Here is a 21,917-nt window from a genome sequence, read left to right on the forward strand (position 1 = left end):
GTCCGCTACTTCGTCATTTTGCCGTCGGCTCGCCCCGTGTCATCCAGCGCGAACCCGCCCGGGGCTGATCCGGGTTGGTCGCCGTCTTCCCTGCGCGCGTCTGACCCGGCCCGCACCTCCGGCCCCGGCACCGTGCGGTGGTCGCGCGCGCCGCGGATCCGCCGCAGCGGCCCGGCGAGCACCGTCACGGGTGTGGGAAACGGGATCGGGACGGCCCCGGTCACGTCGTCGCGGGTCGCACGCACGAAGCGCCGCAGCCGCGCGCGCAGCGCCTCGGCGGTTTCGTCTGGAAGCTCGATCGCCCGTTTGCGTCTGCTCATGCCGATCCCTTTCTGAAGCCGCAGCCGATGCGCCGGTGGTGCGCTCGCCGCGATAAGGCGGATCTGGGGTGTCCATTTAACCGGAGTTGAGCGTGGACTGGGGCAATGGAACGTCCCCACGCCGGCACCCACCACCCTACTTCCCCAGCCCTTCACTTGGCGTGTTGACGGGCTGCTTCTAGGCCGGACAAGGCTGATTGAAGGGCAGAGACCAAAAATCTCTGCCCTTTTTATACGTTTCGGGCCTAAAAGGCTAAGAAAAGTACAGGATTTCGTGCGGGTCCCGCCGAGAACAACGCCCCCGTGGGATGCGCCGATGTCGGCGCATGGCTTTGTGCGCATCGCAGCAGTTCCTTCCGAACCTGCTCCGTTTCTGGCGACGCCAGCCGTCGAGGTTCTGGATTCCACGGCAGTGCGCTCACGGAGGTCATCGACGTGCGTAGCAACGACAATCCGAGACCCGACCGCATTCAAAAGGGGCGGGGGCAACAGGGAAAGCTTCTCACCTCGCGATATGATTTTGAGAAGATTCGATGCAATCTTATCAGTCAGTCGTAATCTTATCAGTTTAATGATAAGATTGTGATAAGATTGTCATCGACGAGAAGCTAATGTCTGAACAACAACTACTGAACGCCGTCGTCCAGTACGTCGCGCGAGAGCAGCAAGCCGGCGCTGTAGGCGTCTCGGCTGGTGCCATCCAGGCGCATGCCGGCCGTCCCCGGCCCACCGTTAACCGCGCCCTCGCTCGCCTGGTTGCGACGGGAGCGCTTGAACGGCAGGGGGCAGGCCGGTCGGTCACCTATCGGGTTCCAGGCTCCCCCCCTGCTCCTTCAGGGATGCCTCAAGGTTTGCCTGAAGGAGAGGCCTCACCCGGCTGGAGCGACAAGGCACGAGAGCTCATTGCCTCGCTGTCCGCCCCTATGGGCACCCGTAAGCCTGTTTCCTATCAACGCTCCTTCGTAGACAACTATCAGCCAAACGTTACGGGTTTGCTCCCTGCTTCGTTAGCAGCGCAGCTCCACGAAAGGGGCAAGTCCAAGGAGCAGCAACCTGCCGGTACTTACGCTCGCAAGGTTTTGGAGCAGTTGCTCATCGACTTGTCCTGGTTTTCTTCCCGGCTGGAGGGCAACCGCAAGAGCTTGCTGGATACCCGCGAGCTATTCGAAAGAGGCCGCTCCGAGGGCGATGACCGAGACGCCACGATGCTTCTGAACCACAAGGAAGCTATCGAATTTATGGTCGATGCGGTCCCCACCGACGGCATCACCGTTCCCGTTGTCCGAAATCTGCAGAGCTTGCTGATGCGCGACCTGTTACCCGACCCGGCCGACCTGGGCGCCATCCGGAACAAGATTGTCAACATCCAGGGCTCGGTGTATCTGCCCAGCCAGGTTCCGAACTTGCTCGAAGAGATGCTCCAGCAAATCGTGGACAAGTCGGGGCGCATTCACAATCCCGTCGAAGCAGCGTTCTTCCTTTGGGTGAACCTTGCGTATCTGCAGCCCTTCGTCGACGGCAACAAGCGCACCAGCCGCCTCAGCGCCAACATGCCGCTCATGCTGGCGAACTGTGCACCGTTATCTTTTCTAGACGTGGGACAGACCGACTATGCGCTAGCTATGCTCGGCGTCTACGAGCGACTCGACGTCTCACTGGCAGTCGAGTTGTTTGACTGGACTTACCGTCGCTCAATCGACAAGTACCAGGTCATCGTCGAGTCCATGGGTGGACCGGACCCTCTGCGGGCTCGTTACCGAGAACATCTCGGTGAAGCAATTCGACAGATTGTCTTCTTTAGTTCCACCCTCGACCGGGCTGTTGAAGCGGTTAAGGTTCCCGACGTCGATATTGCTGCGTTCAACAATATGCTGAACTCCGAACTGGAGCATCTCGAGGCGTACAACTGTGCCCGGTATCGCCTGCCGATGCGTAAGACGCAGGAATGGATTGACAAGGGGCGCCCACGTTAACATCGGCGCGGTTCTCCGAAGAATTCGCAACGCCACGATGGTTATCTTTGCATGCCCCGACGACGGTATATGTCGCCCACAGCCGTGGGCACACCTTTGTGTCGATACGGGTCGGGCGCGTCGGCCCCGCCGGGTGCCCAAAGTTCTCGCATCGCGGCGATTTGCAAAAGTGTATCTCGGCACCGCCCACATCAGGCGGTACGCGAAGTGCCTCGGGTGGGAGCTGCCGCCGCAAGGTCTGCAGAAAAATTTTCGAAAAAGACAATGCTCCGAAAGTCCTTGAATCACGGGGCATCATAGGGAATCACGACCCTTCCATCAACACGCCAAGTGAAGGGCTGGCCCTACTTCCCTTGGGGAGTTTCAGGCTTGGTTCCCGACGGATGCAGACTGCCAGGACTACCTGGAATGGCTGCGATGGCCTTGCGGCTTCGTCTGCCCGTCCTGTGTTCATCCGGGAGGATGGCGGAGGCAACGCGGACATCCGCCCGGCTTGGAGCGACCTTCGCCAAGCCGCCCGTGGAGGCAAATCGCTAACTCCGGTCAAATGGACACCCCACAGGCGGATTATCACGGCCAGCCTTCCCCCAAACGGTGCATCGCGCCAAGCGCGCTGATGCCCAGCACGGGATCGGTGTGCACCAGGTGAGCCCGGCACACCGCTGGCCAATCTCCGTCATCGTCATCGTCGTCGAGCGCGAGCCATACAGCACGCGGCCACCCCGCCAGCGCGGCCGCATGTCCGACGCCACAGTGGCCCGTCCCGACCCCACGTCGGCACGGCGTCCACTGCGAGCCAAGGTCAGCGACCGGCAGCGGCTGGTGCCTTCGCGCGCCAGAGCCGCCTGCCGCGCGCCGGACGCGTCGCCAGGGCAACCGGCACGGAGGACGTGCGCCCCGCCGCCGTCGTGAACCGGGTCACCGTCACCAGCCGCTCGCCCTGGCTGCACTGTTCGGGCTCGGTGACTCCCACCCGGATCTCGCTCAGCGGATCGAGCCTCCACCGGTCGACCTCGCGCGCGAATTTTGTGCTCAGCACGGCGGCGCCACGGAGAACGACATCCCCGCCGACAAACTGCTCCAAGTGCGGCGCCGTTGCGGACAAATCGAGCATCACGATCGTGGGGACCACCCGCGAGCGTGCCGGCGACACCCGCAGGATCAGCACGTCCCACGGAATCAGCTGCTCGATCGCCGTCCACGCGGTCGCGCCTTCGGACTCGCCGAACGGCAGCGCGTACGGCGGCAAACGGTTTCTTTCACTCGTCACAAACATACTGCCAACTACCTCATTGTTTTCTCTATCAACTAGCCGCCCTGTGGCCGCGCCAGCCTCCCCAAGAGGATCAAACACCCTCCCGCGAACAAATCACCACCACGAAAAATCCGCCAAACCCAGACTGCATATAGGTTTCAGCCTGATATTTCGCGTTTTATTCCCAGTGTACTGGGAAGACAAATTATAGCGCCAACTGGAGAGTGCTCCCATTTCACTGGGAGAAAAATTTGGAGTTGGCCGAAGTCTTCGGGGCGGTCCTGCGCGAGCACCGTCTCCGCGCCGAGCTAACACAGGAGCAGTTCGCTTTTGAAGCGGATATACGGCGCAATTACGTCAGCATGCTGGAACTTGGCCAGCACCAGCCAACTCTGACTATGCTGTTCGCGCTTGCTGCCGCTTTGAAATGTTCGCCCAGTGAACTTCTCGCCGAAGTCGAACGGAAGCTCAGAAAATCTCGTCGCTCGACCAACAAAGCGCCGAATGCGGTCAAAAGGCGCGTGACAACTGCCACCGACCATTCGCGTGACAGCGAGTCGACCGATCGCTCACACCGGCGGTCCCGGCGCAGCACCTAAACCAGCATCCCTGCTCTCCAAGTGAAGGACAGGATTTCGCGGCCTCAGAGCGGGGACGAGGTCCATCCGATTAGCCTGCGCTAGCGAGTCCACTTGCCTCCACTTCTTGCCCGTGCCGCTCGTGGCCGTGGTGGTGCAAACTGGGTAGGCGGGCGAGAAATCACCCATGTTTCGGAGACCTCAACGGGCTGAAAGAACCGCCATCCAAATCGAGGGCGAAGTGGTATCTTTGAGGTGCATGCTGGTGAGATCGAACTGGCCTTTGCGAATGCGATGCATCAGTTCGATGCCGGTGAGGGTAACGGCGCGCTGTGGAACCGCTTGAACCCGAGCATCACGTTCACCCGCGATTTGATGTGGCGGTGATCCTGCTCAATGAGGTTATTCAGGTACTTCGAGGATCGCAATTTCGTTCGCCTGGGTAGCGACTCGTCGGTCCTCATCTCGCGGACCGCCCGATGAGATGCCGCGTAGCCGTCCAGCGTAATCGTCTCAGGAGCGCGTCCCTGAGTTCTGATTGCCTTCGCGAAGAACGCCTTTGCTGCCGCCACGTCGCGCCTCGCGCTGAGGCGAAAATCGATCGTCTTTCCCGCTCGGTCATCGGCGCGGTAGAGATAGGCCCATTTGCCGCGAATCTTCACGTAGGTCTCGTCGACTCGCCACGACTGACCGGTAGTAGCCAACCGATTCCAGCGTTTGACGAACTCCGGCGTGTAGCGCTTTACCCAACGCAGGATCGTAGTGTGGGCGAGGGACAGGCCGCGCTCAGCCATCATCTCGACAAGATCACGCAGACTGAGCTTGTAGCGCAGATACCAACGCACGCAAAGGACGATGACTTCGCGGTCGAAATGACGCCCGTTGAACAACCGTTCGAGATCTTTCAGCTTGCTCATTGGCTCGTGGTCGTCAAAAGCTCAAGAGTAACAGACCGACGCACCGGAATTGCACCACAACCGGCCTATGCACGCAAGCTCATGCAAGCGGGTGTTGAGGTCAGTGCAACCCGCTACCTCGGCACGATCCATGACTTTGTCGGGCTTGAGGGTCTTGCGGACACTCTGCCAACCAGCACGGCGCTCATGCAAACGTGCAGCGTGGTGAAGGCTGCTCTCACGGCGACGCAAGTTTGAATAAGCCGCGCACTGCGCGAGCCTCTTTGGCCGTGATCATTCCACTTGAGACGCATCCAATTTCAAGACTTGCTACACAGGATGGTTAAATGAGCCGTAGCGGCTTCGGGCTCAGTGCGCCCCGCTCTTGCGCCCAATAGCAAGCTCGATGGAATCGAGCAGAACTTCTTCCTCAAAAGGTTTGCGCAGGAAACTGACCGCGCCGTGCTCCATCGCCCGCCGCACCGCCTCGTCGTCGCCATGTGCGGACATGAAGATGACAGGGATACGCCGGTGTTCCGCGTTCAGTTGCCGCTGCACTTCGAGACCCTGCATGCCTTGCATTCTAAGGTCGAGCAAAACACACAAAGCATCGTCGACCATCGGGGAGGCGAGGAATTCCTCTCCCGATGAAAATGTCACAGTCGCGTAACCCACTGCTTTAAGAAGGTTTCCGACGCCACTTCGTACCGAGGCATCATCGTCGACGATGCAAACAAAGCTCATAGCTGCCAATACTCCAGTTGCGCCGACGTAGTAACAGAGAAAAATATCCGGCGCGATATTTACTGCATCAGGATGCTCATCCCGTCCGGCGTATCACTTCCCACATCTGGGCGAGATCGATGAGCGTCTTCGCCCGCATCTTGCTCATCACCCGCCGCTTGTGAACCTTGACCGTGACCTCCTGCGTGCCGAGTTCATGCGCCATCTGCTTGATCATCATGCCTTTCACCGCCAGTTCCAACACGTCCATCTCGCGGGGCGTAAGCGAGCCGGCACGCTGTATGACGTCTGCGTTGAACGCACGCTCGGCGAGGTTGGCCTCGTCCTGGGCCAGCGCTCGCCGGACCGCGTTGATCAGTTCCTCATCGTCGATCGGTTTGGTCAGGAATTCATGCGCACCTGCCTTGATCGCACGCACCGACATCGGAATCGAGCCGTAGCCGGTCAGGAAAATAACGGGCACCTGTATGCCCTTTCGCGCGAGCTGGCTTTGCACATCGAAGCCACTCGTCGTTTTCAGGTTCATGTCGAGCAGGATGCACATCGGCACACTCGGCCATTCCTGCGACAACATCTCTGCGGGCGACGCAAAACTTCTGGCGCCGAAACCCGCTGATCGCAACAGCCGAACCAGCGCATTGCGCACCATTTCTTCGTCGTCAATCACATACACCAACGGTTCGAGTTCCGCGGGAACAGGCATTCCAGATTCCAGAATAAATTGGGTTTTGAGTGTCGTCATGGTACCTGAGACCCAACGCCGAACGCACCTGTCCAATCCGCGGACAACATCACTTTCATCGCGATGCGACGGCTACCATCGCGAGCCCGCCGCCAGACGCCGGTGCGCCGAAAACGCGTCCATAAGGCTGCTCGTCAGCGGGCGCCAGACAAGTCGCATTTCTCGTCAGCACTTCGTCTGCTTCGTCCGATTCGTACAGCTTGCGCAATGCGTATTCCCGCGTCGTCTCCAGCAGGAAGTATTCCTTGGTCTTGCTATCGAAGGTCGTCATCAGAAAACACTTCGAAGCGAGGCCGACGATCGCCTCCGTCACGTCGTTGTGCGTCAGGCGTCCGCACGCGGCGACGGCACACGCGGCTTCGAGTGAAAACCGGGCCGGGAACATGCTGAGCCGGTGCAGCACCACGCGCTCCGTTGCGCTCAAAAGCTGGTAACTCCAGTCGAGCGCGGCCTCCAGAGTCCGCTGCCGCGGCGGCGCTGTGCGGCGGCCGCCGGTCAGGCACTGGAAGCGGTCGTCGAGTTCGGCGAGCAGCTTTCGAATGCCGAACACGGCCGCGCGAGACGCCGCCAGTTCGAGCGCGAGCGGCACGCCGTCCAGCCGGCGGCAGATCGTCGCAACCATCTCGAGACTACTGCGGTCGCTCTCGACCGACGAATTGAGCGCGTTCATCTGTGCAAGGAACATGCGCACCGAACTGCAGGCGAGTATGGCTTGCGGACTTGCGCCTTCGCCGGGCGTTTCGAGCGGTGCGACCCAGCAGAACTTCTCGTCGCGTGTACGCAGCGGCTCGCGGCTCGTCGCCAGAATCCTCAGATCCGCGCTGGCCTGCACGAGCAGTTCGCAAATGGTGGCCGCCGACTCGATCACATGCTCGCAGTTGTCCAGCAGCACCAGCAGCTTCCGCTCGCGGATCGAATCGACCAGCGCCTGCAGCGGCACGTCGCCGCTGGCATGCGGCACGCCCAGTGCTTCCGCAACCGTATTGACGACGCTCTGCGCGCTGTTCACCGAGGCCAGCGTGATAAAGCACACTTCCCACTCCGACGCAGCCGCAATCGACCTCGCCACTGCAATGCCGAGTTGCGTCTTGCCGATGCCACCCGATCCAAGCAAGGTGACGATCGGCGTTCGCTTTAGTGCGCGGGTGACGTCGGCAACCGCCTCGCCACGGCCGATCAACGGCGTGTGGCAAACCGGCAAACCGCTTGGCCGCACAGGGCTTGCATGAGGCGCTGCTGCCGCGCCGCAAGGATCAACCGGCTCGGCCGCTTCGACCGGAATGGTCAGGCGGTAGCCGCGGCCGGAGAACGTGCGAATGACCTGCCTATCGGCGCCGAAGATCTTCCGCAGCGCCGATAGCTGCACGTGGATATTGTTTTCCTCCACCACCGAGTTCGGCCAGACGTGCTGAAAAATCTCGTCTTTCGTGACCGTCCTTCCCGCCGCGCGGATCAGCAGTTCGAGAATATCGAATGCGCGTGAGCCGACATGAAGCAGCCGGTCCTCCCGGTACACTTCGCGCATTTCCAGCGACACTACGACTCGACCGATCTTGATCATGCTGCTCTCACGCCTGGTTGATTAGCGGGACGGGCACGTTCCGGCGATGGACCCATTGCAGCGACGAAGCCTATGCGTGGCTTGCGTCGTTAGAACCATATTAATTGGGAAAGTCATCCGAAACTATTATCCATAGGGATACGATGAGCGCCGCCGCCATCGCCTCGCAGCGCCGTCAGGCCCGGCCCTGCTGGTGGCGGCTTCCAGCGCGTTCGAAGCGGCTCGCCGCCGTCCTGGCATCAGACCAACGTATGACCCCGTCATGCGCCAGGCTGAACGCAATCAGACCGGCGGTTCGGGCCGTTCGCGCAGTCTCGTGCCGAGCTCGCCTGCTGCGTGCGAATAGGCAAGCCATCGTGCAGCCGTGAAAGATCGGGACGGCCCGGACCACGATACTGGGTCCATCAACGCCTCGGCCATCGATTCAATGGCGCAGCCCGTCGCGGTCGGCGCCCGGAGAACACATTATGCGCGCCGTGAAAGCCACATGGTTTCGTCCCGCTTGCGGCTACGCGGCCGCTACCGTCTGTGTCGTGCTCGCAGCCTGGGGGGCCGCAAGCCCGCCGTCCACGCTCGGCATTATGCGCGCGCTCGACCAGACGGAGCGCGACACGCAGTTGCCGCTCGAACGGTTTGCGATCAAAGCAGGCAATGTGGCCGCCTCGTCCTCGCTGGCACCGCGGCCACAGTGGCAACGGCCGCAGCAGACCGCGCAGCCGTCGCGGCCCAATCGACGCATCGGCGCGTATCTGCGCGGTCGGGCGGTCAAGGCAGACACATCGCAACGGGACAGCGGCGCGCACGGCTATTACCGGAAGATCGACAACTGGAAGAACTGGACGTAACGCGTTTTTTCATTGCTCAACCGATCTCACACGAATCGTCGGAGGTATCCCATGATCGCCCCATCGCAGCAACCGGCCATGCTCACGCGACTCAATACAGCAACGAGAGCTACGCCGACCGCCGCTATCGCGGACCCGAAAATCTGGCGCTGGTATGCGGATCTGATGGACGACCGGCGGCTCGTCTGCGAACACGATGGCGCACGCTGGGTCGTCGCCGTCGACGGAAGGCGCCTTGCCGACGAGCGCGCGTTCGAGGCCGCGGTCCACAGCGCCTATGCGATGGCGCGCGCGCTGTTGGCGCTGGAAGGAACAAGAGCGGCCTGAGCCGCTCGCAAAAGAACACGGGAAGGAAGACGCCCTCTCTCAGACAGGCAATGAACGGCGCCGCCGCAGCGGCGCCTTCCGGCTCATTGCTCGTCGGGATAGACACCTGCCGACACGAGGCAAACAAAGGCAGTCGTTTTCAATACGCATTCCACCGAAGACAGCACGAATCCCAGCGGGAACACCCGATACTCGGCCGGCAATCCAAAGGCCACCGCCATCAGGCCGATCGTACAAAGAAATGCGTAGGCAATCCGCGCCACCCGGCTGCCGGCGAGCACGAAGCCGACCAGCGCGACCCACAATACCTTGGCCGTGACACAGGCCACCGCGTCACGCGTGGATATGCTGAACCACATTTCGAACGGCAACTCGAACACCGACCAGACCGCGGTCGCAACGACGACCCGGCGCGTCCAGCGTCCGAGCACGGCCGGCGCAGCCGGTTCAGTTGCCCTTTCTGACACATCCTGCAGCGCTGCATGCATGCGCCAGTCCGCTGCGTCGGCGCGCTCGGTGGCCGACATAAAGCCAGAATTTCTGCTGTTCATGTCGCGGTGTGATTCGTCAAGATATCGCATGGGGATGCTCCGGTGGTACTCAGCGGTCAGCGCGCTGTGAGACGAGAGGAATGCGGCTTCGCTGCGTCGAGATCACGCGGCCTCGCCGGGTGGAAACCATTATTGGCCGACGTGGCGCGCCAATCTTTTCAGAACGCCTGCGACGTTTAGAAAATGCACTGCGCTGCCGGTACGCCTTGACCGTGTGCCTGACGTGCGCCGCATCGGGCGTGCGAATCTGAAACGGTCGGGCATTTGAACAAGTGCCGTGCGCGACGCCAGCCCATCCTTCGACCGTATGTTCCTCAACGAAACACCAGGACACGGTCATGGCCAAAGGAAAAGCGATACGCATCTATAGCGAACCTGCGGGCGGCTGGGGTGCGCTGAAGGCAACCGGCGAGGCGCTCGCGCTGCAAGGCGTGGCCGTGTCGGGCGCGAAGACGTTGCTGCGGATGAACCAGCCCGAAGGCTTCGACTGTCCCGGCTGCGCGTGGCCGGATGCGAAGCACACGTCCTCATTCGAGTTCTGCGAGAACGGCGCCAAAGCTGTGGCCTGGGAGGCAACCGCCTTTCGTTGCACGCCTGATTTCTTTGCCGCGCATAGTGTCTCGGAGCTGACCGCCTGGGACGACTACGACCTCGAAATGGCCGGCCGCCTGACTCACCCGATGTCTTACGACAAAGCCACCAACCGATATCTGCCGATCGAATGGGACGACGCCTTCGCACTCGTCGCCAAGCATTTGAAGGGTCTCGACAGCCCGAATCGGGCCGACTTCTATACGTCGGGGCGCGCCTCCAACGAAGCCGCGTTTCTCTACCAGATCTTCGTGCGCGAGTTCGGCTCGAACAACTTTCCCGATTGCTCGAACATGTGCCATGAAGCGACCAGCGTTGGCCTGCCTGAATCGATCGGCGTGGGCAAAGGCACAGTGCTGCTCGAAGATTTCGAGAAAGCCGACGCGATTTTCATCTTCGGCCAGAATCCTGGGACCAACAGCCCGCGCATGATGAGCGATCTGCATAGCGCTTCACGGCGCGGCGCGAAGATCGTGTCGTTCAACCCGTTTCGCGAACGCGCGCTGGAACGCTTTGCTTCGCCGCAGAATCCGGTAGAAATGGCGACGCTGGGCTTCACGCAAATCAGCTCGTTTTTCTATCAGGTTCGTGTAGGTGGCGACGTTGCGGTGCTCAAGGGCATGATGAAAGCGGTGATCGAGGCCGACGATGCCGCCCTCGCCGCCGACGAACCCCGCGTGCTCGACATCGAGTTCATCGAAGGACATACGCACGGCCTCGAAGATCTGCTCGCCGACCTGTGCGCCACCACGTGGGACGCGATCGTGCGGCAAAGCGGCCTGTCGCGCGACGACATCCAGAACGCCGCCAACATCTACATGAACGCAAAGAACGTGATCCTGGTGTATGGCATGGGGCTCACGCAGCATCATCGCGGCACCGGGACGGTCCAGCAGGTCGCCAATCTGGCGCTGCTGCGCGGTAATATCGGCCGGCCCGGCGCAGGTGTGTGTCCGGTGCGCGGACATTCGAACGTGCAAGGCAACCGCACCGTCGGCATTACGGAAAAGCCGTCACCGGCATTGATCGACGGGATCGAACGGGCCTTCGGTTTCCGGCCGCCCGCGGCGCACGGCCACGACGTGCTCGCCGCGATCGATTCGATGATGCGCGGCGACGCGAAGGTGTTCATCGCGCTCGGTGGCAATTTCGCCGCCGCCGTGCCGGATTGGGTCCGCGTACAGGCCGCGATGCGCGAGCTCGACCTGACCGTATACATCGCTACCAAACTCAATCGCAGTCACCTCGTGCATGGCAAGGACTCGTTGATTCTGCCCTGCCTCGGCCGTACCGAGGTCGATATCCAGGCCGAAGGTCCGCAGTCGATTACCGTCGAAGATTCGATGTCGATGGTACATGCCTCAGGTGGACGCAACGAACCCGCCTCGCCGCATCTGAAGAGTGAACCGGCGATAGTCGCGGGGATTGCGCGCGCAACGTTGGGTCCCGACTCGCATGTCGAGTGGGAACATCTCGTCGCGAGCTACGACCGCATTCGCGACAAGATCGAAATCGTCTACCCGATTTTCCAGGCGTACAACGAACGCATTCGCGTGCCGGGCGGATTCCATCTGGCCTCGAGCGCGCGGGAACGTGTGTGGGCCACGTCCATGGGTCGCGCCAATTTCCTGGTTTTCAAGGGACTCGACGAAGATCCGGTTCAAAGCGATCCTGACGCGCTGTGGCTCACCACGATGCGCAGTCACGATCAATACAACACCACCCTCTACTCGCATTCCGATCGCTACCGTGGCGTGTTCGGTCAGCGCGACGTGATCTTCCTGAATCCGCGTGAATTGCAAAAGCGCAATCTGCGAGCTGGCGATCGCGTGGACGTGTACGCGCTGTCGACCGATGGCATCGAGCGCGTGATCCGCAGTTTCATGGTGATCGAATACGTGCTGCCGGATGGCTGCTGCGGCGCTTACTACCCGGAAGCGAATCCGCTCGTGCCGCTATATGCATTCGATCAGAAAAGCCGTACCCCTTCGTACAAATCCGTTCCGGTGAAGATCATGCGCGCCGCGGCGGCCGGGCCCCACTCCACACAACAGGCGGCCGTTGTCGGCGCCACGCGAGCTCATCATGCATCTCAGTGACGTCCTCGATCTGTCTCGCGCGCAGTTCGCGATGACAGCCATTTTTCACATCCTGTGGCCGATTCTGACCATCAGCCTGTCGGCGTTTCTCGTTTTGATCGAAGTGCTGTGGCTGCGCACCGGCAACGTCGGCTATTACCGCCACGCGCGCTTCTGGAGCAAGCTCCTAGTGCTGAACTTCGCGGTGGGCGTAGTGAGCGGCATTCCGATGGAGTTTCAGTTCGGGACCAACTGGGCCGGCTTCTCGCGTTACAGCGGACAGTTCTTCGGCAATATTCTCGGCTTCGAGGGCGCGATGGCCTTCATGCTCGAAGCGGGCTTCATCGGCGTGATGCTGCTCGGCTGGGGCCGCGTGCCGCGTGGCGTGCATCTGTTCGCAACCTCGATGGTCGCGCTGGGCTCCAGCATCTCCGCTTTGTGGATCATGGTCGCCAATTCGTGGATGCAAACGCCCGCGGGCGTGACGGTCGAGAACGGCAAGATCGTGGTGACCGACTATGCCGCTGCGATCTTCAACCCCGATATGGTCTGGGGCGTCACGCACATGTGGGTCGCGGCGATCGAAACCGGCATGTTCGTGATCGCCGGCATTTCCGCGTGGAATCTGTTCAAGCGACGCAATCCGGAATTCTTCGCGCGCTCGTTCAAGATCGCGCTGCTAGTACTCGTTTTCGTCGCGCCAATCCAGATCTGGCTCGGCGATTCCAGTGGCGGCAGCGTATTTGCGACGCAGCCAGCCAAAGGCGCCGCTATCGAAGGACACTGGACCACGAACAAGCCCGGCACCGCCGCGTCGTGGTCGCTGCTCGCATGGCCGAACCAGCAAGAGCAACGCAACGACTGGTCCCTCGAAGTGCCCGGCATGCTGAGCATTCTCGCCACGCACACGCCGGATGGCGAGGTGAAGGGCCTCAAGGACTTCGCGCCCGCCGACCAGCCGCCGGCGCTGCCCTTACTCTATTACGCATTCCGCGTGATGGCGGGCATCGGCTTCGCGTTCATGGTACTGGCGTTCTGGACCGCTTACATCTTGCGCAAAACGCGCGGCAGTCTCGAACGCCTGCTCGAACAACGCAAATTGCTGCTCGCATGGGTGCTGTGCATTCCGCTGCCGTATGTGGCGGTCGAAGCCGGCTGGATCGTGCGTGAAGTGGGACGTCAGCCGTGGGTCGTCTATGGGTTGCTGCGCACGAAGGATGCTGTGTCGACCGTAGCCGCTTCATCGGTGACGCTGAGCATTGCGATGTTTTTCGCCTTTTACGTCGTGCTGCTCGGTACGTTTTTCGTGCTGGCGCGCAACTGGCTGCATACCGGTCCGGACCTCACATTGAACCCGCCCGCTGCGGTCAAAGCCCAGGCGGCCGCGACCGTCACCGAGTACTAAATTCTTCCCGCTGCGAGGAAATCTCATGGACAGCTCCACACACACAATGCTCGCCGTCACCTGGTTCGGTCTTATCGGCCTGATGCTGGTGTTCTACGTCGTCACCGATGGCTTCGATCTCGGCATCGGCATACTTAGCCTGTTGCGCAAACGTCGCGAGGATCACGACGTGATGGTGCAGACGATCGGCCACGTCTGGGATGCCAACGAAACATGGCTCGTCGTGCTCGGGGGCGCACTGTTCGGCGCCTTCCCGGCGGCTTACGCGATGCTTTTACAGGACCTGTATTTGCCGGTGATGTTGTTGATTGCCGGGTTGATCATGCGTGGCGCCGCCATCGAATTCCGTCATAGCGTGTCGCACGGTCCGATATGGGACAAGGTGTTCGGTATCGGCAGCCTGGTCGCCGCCATTGCTCAGGGCGTGATACTCGGTAAAGTGATCACGGGGCTGCTTCCGGGCGATCTTAGAGGCGCGTTCGTCGCCGTATCCGCTATTGGCGTGGTAGCGGGCTATTCGCTGCTCGGCTCGACTTATCTCGTGAAGAAGACCGTGGGATCGATCGGGCAATGGTCGCGGCGTCTCGCGTTGTTGAGTGGCTTTGTCACGGTGGCGGCAGCCGTGGTGTTGACTGCTGCCACGTGGTTCATCAGCGAGGTGGGACACGATCGGTGGACGCAGCCCGGCGTGTTTCATTTGCTGATTGCACTTGGGCTGGCTGCTGTGCTGACGTTTGCTTACATCATGGGGGCGTTGTATCTGGGCAGTTCGAACGGGCCGTTCCTGGCTTCGGTGGCGTTGTTCGTGCTTTCGTTTGTTGGGTTAGCGGTGAGTCTTTTTCCGGACTTTGTGCCGGGGAAGTTGGGGATTATTGAAGCTGCTTCTGATGCTTCGACTCTCGTTTTTATGTTGATCGGGATTGGGTTGATTTTTCCCGTTATGATTGGGTATAACTTGTACCAGTACTATATTTTTCGGGGGAAGGTAGTCGGTGGGGCTCACGCGGGTGAGTGAGCGCCAGGCCGCGGTTGACTGTGGCTTCTTTTGGTTTTTTGCGCTGGCTCTTTTTGGGAGATGGCGTTTTTTTTTGCTTTTTTGTATTGTTTTTCTGCGCTTTTTGGTGTTTCCTGGCTTAGTGGTTTATTAGTGTTGTCCCATGTGCGGGCAATGCTCTCAACTGAAGTCCCACTGCATCAAGCGAGTTTGTACGCGAGTTGGAAGTGGGGCTTGGTTTTTCTGGGTGGTCTTGGATAGGAGCCTGAAGGCTGCACCCGGCATCGGGTGTGATGGATCACTTCCTGTACGCCGGCGAGGTTCGCCAGACAGCGCCTGATACGCAGCAGGCACGCGCCGAGGAAGGGTTTGAGTGCGCCCAGCAGCGCATATACTCGGTTCGGACGACTGGCACACGCATCGTCGGGCGATGCGTCGAGGTCACTGAGTAATGTGCACACGTTGTCAGCGAGGATTTTTTGCGCCGAAGCCCTGTTGCAATGCCGGGTAATCGAGACCTGTGACGGCCTCCAGTCGCAGCCCGTGCTTCAGGCGTTTGAACGCTTCCTCGACGCGCCAGGAATTCAAGAAAGGCCAACAACAATAACCAACCCAAAGCCCACGGCAAAAACATCAAACCGAAACCGCCTCATTAACAACACACCGCAATATCATAGCTCCAGCATTAAGCGGCGCCGGCCTGCAAGGCCTGGGCCTATAAATCGCATCACCGGCCCGAATGGCCCTCCCACTCATAGCACATACCCCAGCCACACGCGCCCGGGTCGCGTGCCAAACCTGATCGCCATACGAGCACTGCGTCGGATCCCTCCACACTACAGTGGCAGTCGACTGCGTAGGCCGGTCGATAACATGCACCTGAACATCGAACCGTTCACCCATGACAGGCAAATGCGCGCCTTTGCACTCACCACGCGCCGCAACAGCGGCCACATCGACTGCACCCGCATCGACATCGCCGGACAAAATCGATAACAACCCAAGGGTCTGCAGCCACGGATCGGTAAAACTCGCCTTCGTCAGCATGATGGCACTCCTGTATCAGTAAAACCCGTTGATCATCGAGACGGTCCCGCCAGAAATGGTCAGCACCGTTTGCCTCTATCCGCGCATTCGATTGCGCTCATGCACCGTCCTGTCTGTACGCCGGCATGGCATTGCCGCTCTGATTGCCATTGCCGTTGTTTTCCGTATTGCCCACCACACCCAATCCATCGAGCGGCGACCATCCGTCGCTCATCACCCCGGCTCCGGTCTGCCGGAGAAAGCTTTCGCTCACTTCGAGAAACGCGTGAATCTGTTTAACGATCGACATTCGTCTTCATCCTCCAGCAATGCGGCGTCTCGCCAACCAGGCGCTTGAACACCGTCGTAAAGTGAGCCTGTGAACGGAAGCCGCAGCTCAACGCAACGTCGAGCACGTTGTGCTTCGACTCGCGCAAAAGGTGTTGCGCATGTTCGATCCGGCGACGCAGCAGATATTCATGCGGACGCATGCCAGTCGCGCGACGGAACTGCGACGCGAAATGCATCCGCGTTAGCCCTGTGCTGTTGGCGATATCCGCGAGTCCGATCGATTCGGACAGGTGCGCGTCGACAAACTCAATCGCCCGGTTGAGGCGCCATGACGGCAACGCGCTCGCCTCGCGGGTCTGCCGATCGGCCACGGTGAAATGCCGTGCGATCACGCGCGACACGATCGCGAGACTCACGCTGTCGGTGAAAACCTTGCCGAGCGCGGCGTCGTCCGACTGCGTGACGGCAAGCGCCTGGCCAAGACGTTCGAGCGCGGGGTCACGCACGAGTTTGGGATTGTCGATCCGGATATCGCCCGCGTGCGGGCGGCCGAACATATCTTCGAAGCATTCGCCGAGCACCTGCTGCGAAACAAACAGGTGCAACACATCGCCCGCCGACTCGAACACGGCACTGCACGCCACGTTCGGCGCGGTGGTCTGCACGGCACCCGCCGTCACCCTGCCGCGCACGAGCGTACGGCCGGCATGGGAGAACGTCAGGGACATGCACTTGAGATTCATCGCGATGCAATGATGCGCAGTGCTGCCAGGATTGACGACCTCCAGCGGCTGCATGTCGTTGCGAGTCCAGCGCGACACGAGGATATTGCCGCGTTCGCGCGCCTCGCCATTTTCGGCACAGGGGGAACGCCATTGATGCTCCATGCCGATCCGGCTCACCCGACTCTTCTGGACAACACCCACTGCGGGTTCGGCATATAACGTCGACGAGCTGATCATGATCTGGTCATCCGGGTTAAGTGGTGAATCAGTGCGGGTTAAGAGCGGCGCTGCATTGACGCCAAGGTATCGCACGGCAATGCGTACAACTAGCCCTACATACGGTCGCCTGAAATGACCAATGGTTGGGTCGTCTCATATCCAGGTTTAGTCGTATTCCGAAGCGTGCAGGCGACGCTGCGCCGCGCCGGGCGGGGGTATGCCCCGGCGCGTGTCGGAATGATTGGAGAACCGCCGTGTTCCTTGAACAGAAACGGTGAATTACCTATACCCGCGTATGAGTCCGGTAGCCGTCAGAGCTGCGGAGGCTGCGCTTGTGCAGCGATTTCACACACGACCCAACGCGATCAGGCACGCGAACTGCGCGCTGGCGTCGTCGTGCCTTGTGGTGCCTTGATGCCGAGCGCTTCCGCCTTCAGCACAAAATCGGCAAGCGAGCGCGCGCCCATTTTGCGCATCGCCTGGCCGCGATGAATCTTCACCGTGATTTCACTCAGGTTCATTTCGCCCGCGATCTGCTTGTTCATCAGACCGGCGGCGACAAAAGCCATGACCTGACGTTCACGCGTCGTCAACGAGTCATAGCAACGACGTAGATCCGCCACCGAACGGCTTGTCGCAAGTCGCTTCTCGTCGCTCGCCAATGCGTGCGCAACGGCGTCCAGCATGTCCTGATCGCGAAACGGCTTGGCGAGAAAGTCTTTCGCGCCGGCCTTCATCGCCTTGACCGTCATCGCAATATCGCCATGCGCGGTCATGAAAACGATTTGCATACCCAACTGACTCGCGGACATCTGCTCCTGCACGGCGAGCCCGCTTTGTCCTTTGAGGCGCACATCGAGGACCAGACAGCTCGGCACGTCTGGCATGTCGAACGCAAGAAATTCCTGCGCGGAACCGAAGGTTTCGACGTTCAGGCCCACCGAGCGCAACAGGTTGCTGACGGCGTCGCGCATCGACTCGTCGTCGTCCACGACATACACCATCGCGGCGCTCGCATTGCTGCCGGCGTCGGCGTTAGCCTCGATGTGCGAATTACTGCTCATGACAACTCCCTCCATCAATGGGCAGAACGAACTGAAACACCGCGCCACCCGTTGCCGGCGACTCCGCCCAGATGCGGCCGCCATGCGCTTCGACGATCGAGCGGCAGATCGACAAGCCCATGCCTATGCCGTCGGCCTTGGTCGTAAAGAACGTACTGAACAGACGTCCTGCGTCTTCTTCGCTGATGCCCGTGCCCGAATCCTGCACGATCACCTGTGCCTGCCTTTCGTCGAAACTGCGCGTGCCGATCCGCAGCTTGCGTGGCCCGGCGACCTCCGCCATGGCCTGCACGCTATTCATGATCAGGTTGATCAGGACTTGCTGCAGTTGCACCCGATCGCAGCATACCGAGAGCGACGGCAGCGCGAGGTCAAGCCGCAACTCGACGCGATGACGCTCGAGATCGCGGCGCACCAGTGCGATCGACTCGCCGACGATGCCGTTCAGGTCCACTGTCGCCGGCAGACGTTCGCGCTTTCTCGCCATCGAACGGATTCGCTGAATCACCTCGTCCGCGCGTTTGGCGTCGCGAATCATCTGCGCGACCGACTGTACCGCCTCATTGATCTCCGGCGCGGGGCGGTTCAGCCAACGCAACGCCGCGCCGCCGCACGTGACGATCGCCGCGATCGGCTGCGTCACCTCATGTGCGATCGAAGCAGCCAGTTCGCCGAGCATGGTGATCCGCGTGACGTGGGCGAGTTCGTCGTTGGAACGCGCCAGCGCTTCCTGGGCCAGCCTGGTCCTGGTGATGTCCATCAGCGCGCCGACGTACTCAGTGTGGCCGGACTCCGTCGTGGCGGGACGGGCGACGAAGTGCACGTACTTGGTCTTGCCGTCGGGCATGACGAGCCGATGCTCGATGTCGACTAGCGATTCGCCGCCAGCAGCCTGTTCGAATACGCCACGCACGAGCGCGAGATCGTCGGGATGTGTGCGCGCAAAAATCACCTCTGGCGACGGCACGGTGTCGCGTGCGTAGTCGAAAATGCGATAAGCCTCATCGGACCACCACATCTCGCCATCTGGAAAGCGCAGCGCGATACTGCCGGTGGCGCTCAGCCGCTGCGCGTCGCGCAGGAAGGCTTCGCTGCGCTCGAGCGCCTGCTCCGCGTGCTTGCGGTCGGTGATGTCGTTGTTGGTCGCAAGTACGGCGCGTGGATTGCCCTTCGAGTCGCGCCACAACGCAGCCCGGCTCGAAATCACGACAACGCTGCCGTCACGCCGTACGCGCCGCAGCTCGCCATGCCAACGGTCAGAGCGCAGCAGTTCGGCGCCGATCTGTTCGGACGGAACCGGAAAGGACGTCTGCGTCATTTCCTGCAGCGACTGCCCGAGCGCCTGTTGCGCGGTCCAGCCATAGAGCGCCTCGGCGCCACGGTTCCAGAAGGTGATGCGATCGTTCATGTCATGCACGACGATCGCGTCGTGGGCGAGATTGAGCAGTTCCACCTGCTCCTGCAAGGTCGTGGTCGCAGTCAGGTTTCGCAAGGCGAGCATCGAGGTGGCGGCGATTGCCAGCAGGCTCACCGCGCAGCGCGCGACCGCGCCGCTCGAATACGCATCGTCGTGCGACATCACGAAGCCGAGCAATGTCAGCACGACGCAGCCCCACGCGGCCGTGACCGTGGTCGAACGGTTGCCGCTCGAGGCAACCATCAGCACGACCACGACGTAGAAGACGGCGACCGCGATATCGAGCGGCGTCAGCGCGTCGATCGCAAAGACGACGAGCGCGATGACGGCGGCTAGCAGCGACACGACATTCGCGTCGCGTGGCAGCGTTGAGAAGGCTCGGCGATAGGCTTTCATGACGGCCCGGGTCAATGGGCCGCCAGACGGCAGCGGAGCGCAGCAAATAACGGGAGCGTGGACATGGCGTTCGAAGCGGGCATTCGTTGACGAATACCGGCGGCCGGTCCGTCACGATGACAGCCAAAGCGGCTGTCAAAGCAGATGACATTCAGCCCTACCGGCGAGCGATAGCTTGCTATCTGAATAGCATCATGCGCGAGCCCGCGTCGATTGCGGTACTTATTTTTCCTTAATCCTTCCAAAATCATATCGGCGGCGGCCGGCGCCGCCGCGAAAAAGCCCCTCTATCAATGGTGGCCGAAATCCTTACGGGCGATCGGGACCGCGCGGACCTTCGCGTACTGGAATACGGGCAACGCCTTGACCACGTCGCGCGTCGCGCCGGCCCAGACGAGCTTGCCGTTCACATAGTCCAGTTGCGACATCGGAATCGCCACGTCGTGCTGCGACACGCCGAGGAACTGGTGAGCCGCCACGATCCCGAACGAAGCAGCGTTATCCGGCGCGATGATGATGTCGTGCAGCACGCCGACCTTCTCGCCGCTGTCGTTATAGATGCTCGTGCCGAGCAGGCTCTTCTTGACGCTCCAGCCTTCGATCACGAGTTGCGCCTGCTCGACGCTGATGCCGATCGGCTGCGCGCCCGCGATCTGCGCGTTTGCCTGCTGGCACACCGCGCCGAACGCCGACGCCGCCAGGAATACCAGTGTCCACTTTGCTTTCATGATGATTTTCTCCACGAGATGCGTTGATTGAAAACAGCTGATCGCAACGCGGTGACTGCTTCTGACGTGCTGCCTGCCGCGCTTGCTGACCGATATTCTCAACCCGTTTCACTCGACATGTTTTCGAATTCGCACGACGGCGTGCATACCTTTTGCATACGCACTGCGATCCGGCGCCGCGCCCCGGCTCAGTGGGCGCCCTGCGGCCGCAGCGTGACCGTGCAGGTCATGCCCATCGCGAGCTTGACGCCGGCGGGAATCTCGTCGAGGTGAATGCGCACCGGCACGCGCTGGGCGAGCCGCACCCACGTGAAGATCGGATTGACGTCCGCCAGCAGATCGCCGTTGCTGGTCGGGTTGTCGCGGTCGGCAATCCCGCTTGCCAGACTGTCGACGTGCCCCTGAATGTCCTTGCCGCCCGACATCAAGCGCACTACCGCGTGGTCGCCGACATGCACGTGCGGCAGCTTCGTCTCTTCAAAATAGCCGTAAACCCAGAACGAATGCGAGTCGATCAGCGCCATGCGTGCGGTGCCGGCCGTGGCGAAATCGCCGGGATACAGGTTCAGGTTGGTGATGAAACCGTCGGACGGTGCCCGTACTTCGCTGCGCGTGAGATTCAGCACAGCCGTCTGCTGCGCCACCACAGCCGCTTTGACGGCGGCTTCTGCCGCGCTGTAGGCCGCAACGTCGGCGGAATAGTCGGATGCGGACTGTTTGGCGACCGAGGCCGAATCCAGCCGGGTTTCGTCCGAGATCACGTCGCCCGCGAGGTTGGCGCGACGCGCCGCCTGAGCGCGCTTCATGGCGAAGCTGGATTCGCTCGCCGCCATCCGCGCCCTGGCCTGAGCCATTTGCGCCTGGGCACGCAGAAGATCGGCGTCGGCCTGCGCGACCGCGTAGTGAAAGCGCGCCGGGTCGAGCACGAACAGAATGTCGCCTTTACGCACCAGCTGGTTGTCCTTGACCCGCACTTCGCTCACCAGCCCCGACACGTCGGTGGCGACCTGCACTACCTGTGCGCGCACGCGCCCGTCGCGCGTCCACGGCGCAAACATATAGTCGAGCCACAGCATGCGAACCAGCACGATTGCCACCACGAGAAGCGTGAGCGTGAAACCTGCGCGCAGGATCGATTGCGTTTTCATCTTGGTGACCTGGCGTGAGCGTGAGCAGTCAGTGGATTCATGG

Annotated in this window: 21 protein-coding genes and 1 pseudogene; 8 read left to right on the plus strand and 14 right to left on the minus strand. The window is 61.2% G+C overall.

Annotation, left to right across the window (positions count from 1 at the left end):
* Positions 1-5 precede the first annotated feature (5 nt).
* Complete coding sequence (locus tag OKW41_RS12780; protein WP_429572716.1) at positions 6-320, minus strand: hypothetical protein; 315 nt, start codon at positions 318-320, stop codon at positions 6-8.
* A 611-nt stretch (positions 321-931) separates the two neighbouring features.
* On the opposite strand from OKW41_RS12780, the gene OKW41_RS12785 reads away from it, so the two are divergent.
* Positions 932-2,293, plus strand: a complete 1,362-nt coding sequence (locus OKW41_RS12785) for a Fic family protein (protein ID WP_429572717.1) — start codon at positions 932-934, stop codon at positions 2,291-2,293.
* A gap of 385 nt (positions 2,294-2,678) precedes the next feature.
* A pseudogene (locus OKW41_RS12790) lies at positions 2,679-2,942 on the plus strand (hypothetical protein); the annotation flags it as partial.
* A gap of 153 nt (positions 2,943-3,095) precedes the next feature.
* Here the strand turns inward: OKW41_RS12790 and OKW41_RS12795 are convergent.
* The gene (locus OKW41_RS12795; RefSeq protein WP_429572718.1) at positions 3,096-3,569 is read right to left on the minus strand and encodes a hypothetical protein; all 474 of its coding nucleotides are present in this window, start codon (positions 3,567-3,569) and stop codon (positions 3,096-3,098) included.
* A gap of 230 nt (positions 3,570-3,799) precedes the next feature.
* On the opposite strand from OKW41_RS12795, the gene OKW41_RS12800 reads away from it, so the two are divergent.
* Entirely contained in the window at positions 3,800-4,147 is a 348-nt protein-coding gene (locus OKW41_RS12800) for a helix-turn-helix domain-containing protein (protein WP_429572719.1), read from the plus strand.
* Between the two features lie 180 nt (positions 4,148-4,327).
* On the opposite strand, the gene OKW41_RS12805 is transcribed toward OKW41_RS12800, so the two are convergent.
* From OKW41_RS12805 to OKW41_RS12820, 4 genes are all read right to left on the minus strand, one after another.
* A protein-coding gene (locus OKW41_RS12805) for an IS6 family transposase (protein ID WP_429572720.1) occupies positions 4,328-5,043 on the minus strand; the annotation gives its coding sequence in 2 pieces (ribosomal slippage) (positions 4,328-4,452 and positions 4,452-5,043; 717 coding nt in all).
* Between the two features lie 348 nt (positions 5,044-5,391).
* Positions 5,392-5,766, minus strand: coding sequence for a response regulator transcription factor (locus tag OKW41_RS12810; RefSeq protein WP_429572721.1), 375 nt, complete (start codon positions 5,764-5,766; stop codon positions 5,392-5,394).
* Positions 5,767-5,842: 76 nt separating this feature from the next.
* On the minus strand, positions 5,843-6,508 hold the full coding sequence (locus tag OKW41_RS12815; RefSeq protein WP_429572722.1) for a response regulator transcription factor: 666 nt from the start codon (positions 6,506-6,508) through the stop codon (positions 5,843-5,845).
* Between the two features lie 55 nt (positions 6,509-6,563).
* Entirely contained in the window at positions 6,564-8,069 is a 1,506-nt protein-coding gene (locus tag OKW41_RS12820) for an ATP-binding protein (RefSeq protein ID WP_429572723.1), read from the minus strand.
* A 467-nt stretch (positions 8,070-8,536) separates the two neighbouring features.
* On the opposite strand from OKW41_RS12820, the gene OKW41_RS12825 reads away from it, so the two are divergent.
* Both OKW41_RS12825 and OKW41_RS12830 read left to right on the plus strand, forming a co-directional pair.
* Positions 8,537-8,914 carry a hypothetical protein gene (locus tag OKW41_RS12825; protein ID WP_429572724.1) on the plus strand — a complete coding sequence of 126 codons (378 nt, stop codon included), beginning with the start codon at positions 8,537-8,539 and terminating at the stop codon, positions 8,912-8,914.
* 51 nt (positions 8,915-8,965) lie between these two features.
* The gene (locus tag OKW41_RS12830; protein ID WP_429572725.1) at positions 8,966-9,241 is read left to right on the plus strand and encodes a hypothetical protein; all 276 of its coding nucleotides are present in this window, start codon (positions 8,966-8,968) and stop codon (positions 9,239-9,241) included.
* A gap of 83 nt (positions 9,242-9,324) precedes the next feature.
* Here OKW41_RS12830 and OKW41_RS12835 read toward each other — a convergent pair whose 3' ends face one another.
* Positions 9,325-9,822, minus strand: coding sequence for a hypothetical protein (locus OKW41_RS12835; RefSeq protein WP_429572726.1), 498 nt, complete (start codon positions 9,820-9,822; stop codon positions 9,325-9,327).
* A gap of 308 nt (positions 9,823-10,130) precedes the next feature.
* On the opposite strand from OKW41_RS12835, the gene OKW41_RS12840 reads away from it, so the two are divergent.
* Genes OKW41_RS12840 through OKW41_RS12850 form a run of 3 tightly spaced genes read left to right on the plus strand, consistent with a single transcriptional unit; the run spans position 10,131 to position 14,881 of the window.
* Positions 10,131-12,482, plus strand: a complete 2,352-nt coding sequence (locus tag OKW41_RS12840; protein WP_429572727.1) for an FdhF/YdeP family oxidoreductase — start codon at positions 10,131-10,133, stop codon at positions 12,480-12,482.
* Positions 12,469-13,866 carry a cytochrome ubiquinol oxidase subunit I gene (locus OKW41_RS12845; protein ID WP_429572728.1) on the plus strand — a complete coding sequence of 466 codons (1,398 nt, stop codon included), beginning with the start codon at positions 12,469-12,471 and terminating at the stop codon, positions 13,864-13,866. Before OKW41_RS12840 ends, OKW41_RS12845 begins: the two co-directional genes overlap by 14 nt.
* Before the next feature lie 25 nt (positions 13,867-13,891).
* A complete protein-coding gene (locus tag OKW41_RS12850; RefSeq protein ID WP_429572729.1) occupies positions 13,892-14,881 on the plus strand; it encodes a cytochrome d ubiquinol oxidase subunit II in 990 nt (329 codons plus the stop codon).
* A gap of 612 nt (positions 14,882-15,493) precedes the next feature.
* Here OKW41_RS12850 and OKW41_RS12855 read toward each other — a convergent pair.
* The 7 genes from OKW41_RS12855 to OKW41_RS12885 all read right to left on the minus strand — a co-directional run bounded on the left by OKW41_RS12855 (position 15,494) and on the right by OKW41_RS12885 (position 21,874).
* Entirely contained in the window at positions 15,494-15,907 is a 414-nt protein-coding gene (locus OKW41_RS12855) for a DUF3331 domain-containing protein (RefSeq protein ID WP_429572730.1), read from the minus strand.
* Positions 15,908-16,004: 97 nt separating this feature from the next.
* A complete protein-coding gene (locus OKW41_RS12860; RefSeq protein WP_184073688.1) occupies positions 16,005-16,196 on the minus strand; it encodes a hypothetical protein in 192 nt (63 codons plus the stop codon).
* Positions 16,183-17,139 carry a helix-turn-helix domain-containing protein gene (locus tag OKW41_RS12865; RefSeq protein ID WP_429572731.1) on the minus strand — a complete coding sequence of 319 codons (957 nt, stop codon included), beginning with the start codon at positions 17,137-17,139 and terminating at the stop codon, positions 16,183-16,185. The genes OKW41_RS12860 and OKW41_RS12865 overlap by 14 nt, the downstream gene beginning before the upstream one ends.
* Before the next feature lie 347 nt (positions 17,140-17,486).
* A complete protein-coding gene (locus OKW41_RS12870; protein WP_429572732.1) occupies positions 17,487-18,185 on the minus strand; it encodes a response regulator transcription factor in 699 nt (232 codons plus the stop codon).
* Entirely contained in the window at positions 18,175-19,998 is a 1,824-nt protein-coding gene (locus OKW41_RS12875) for a PAS domain-containing sensor histidine kinase (RefSeq protein ID WP_429572733.1), read from the minus strand. The genes OKW41_RS12870 and OKW41_RS12875 overlap by 11 nt, the downstream gene beginning before the upstream one ends.
* 290 nt (positions 19,999-20,288) lie before the next feature.
* The gene (locus tag OKW41_RS12880) at positions 20,289-20,726 is read right to left on the minus strand and encodes a PRC-barrel domain-containing protein (protein ID WP_429572734.1); all 438 of its coding nucleotides are present in this window, start codon (positions 20,724-20,726) and stop codon (positions 20,289-20,291) included.
* Positions 20,727-20,914: 188 nt separating this feature from the next.
* The gene (locus tag OKW41_RS12885; protein ID WP_429572735.1) at positions 20,915-21,874 is read right to left on the minus strand and encodes a biotin/lipoyl-binding protein; all 960 of its coding nucleotides are present in this window, start codon (positions 21,872-21,874) and stop codon (positions 20,915-20,917) included.
* Positions 21,875-21,917 lie beyond the last annotated feature (43 nt).

Source organism: Paraburkholderia sp. UCT70 (assembly GCF_050434085.1).
Classification (GTDB): domain Bacteria; phylum Pseudomonadota; class Gammaproteobacteria; order Burkholderiales; family Burkholderiaceae; genus Paraburkholderia; species Paraburkholderia tuberum.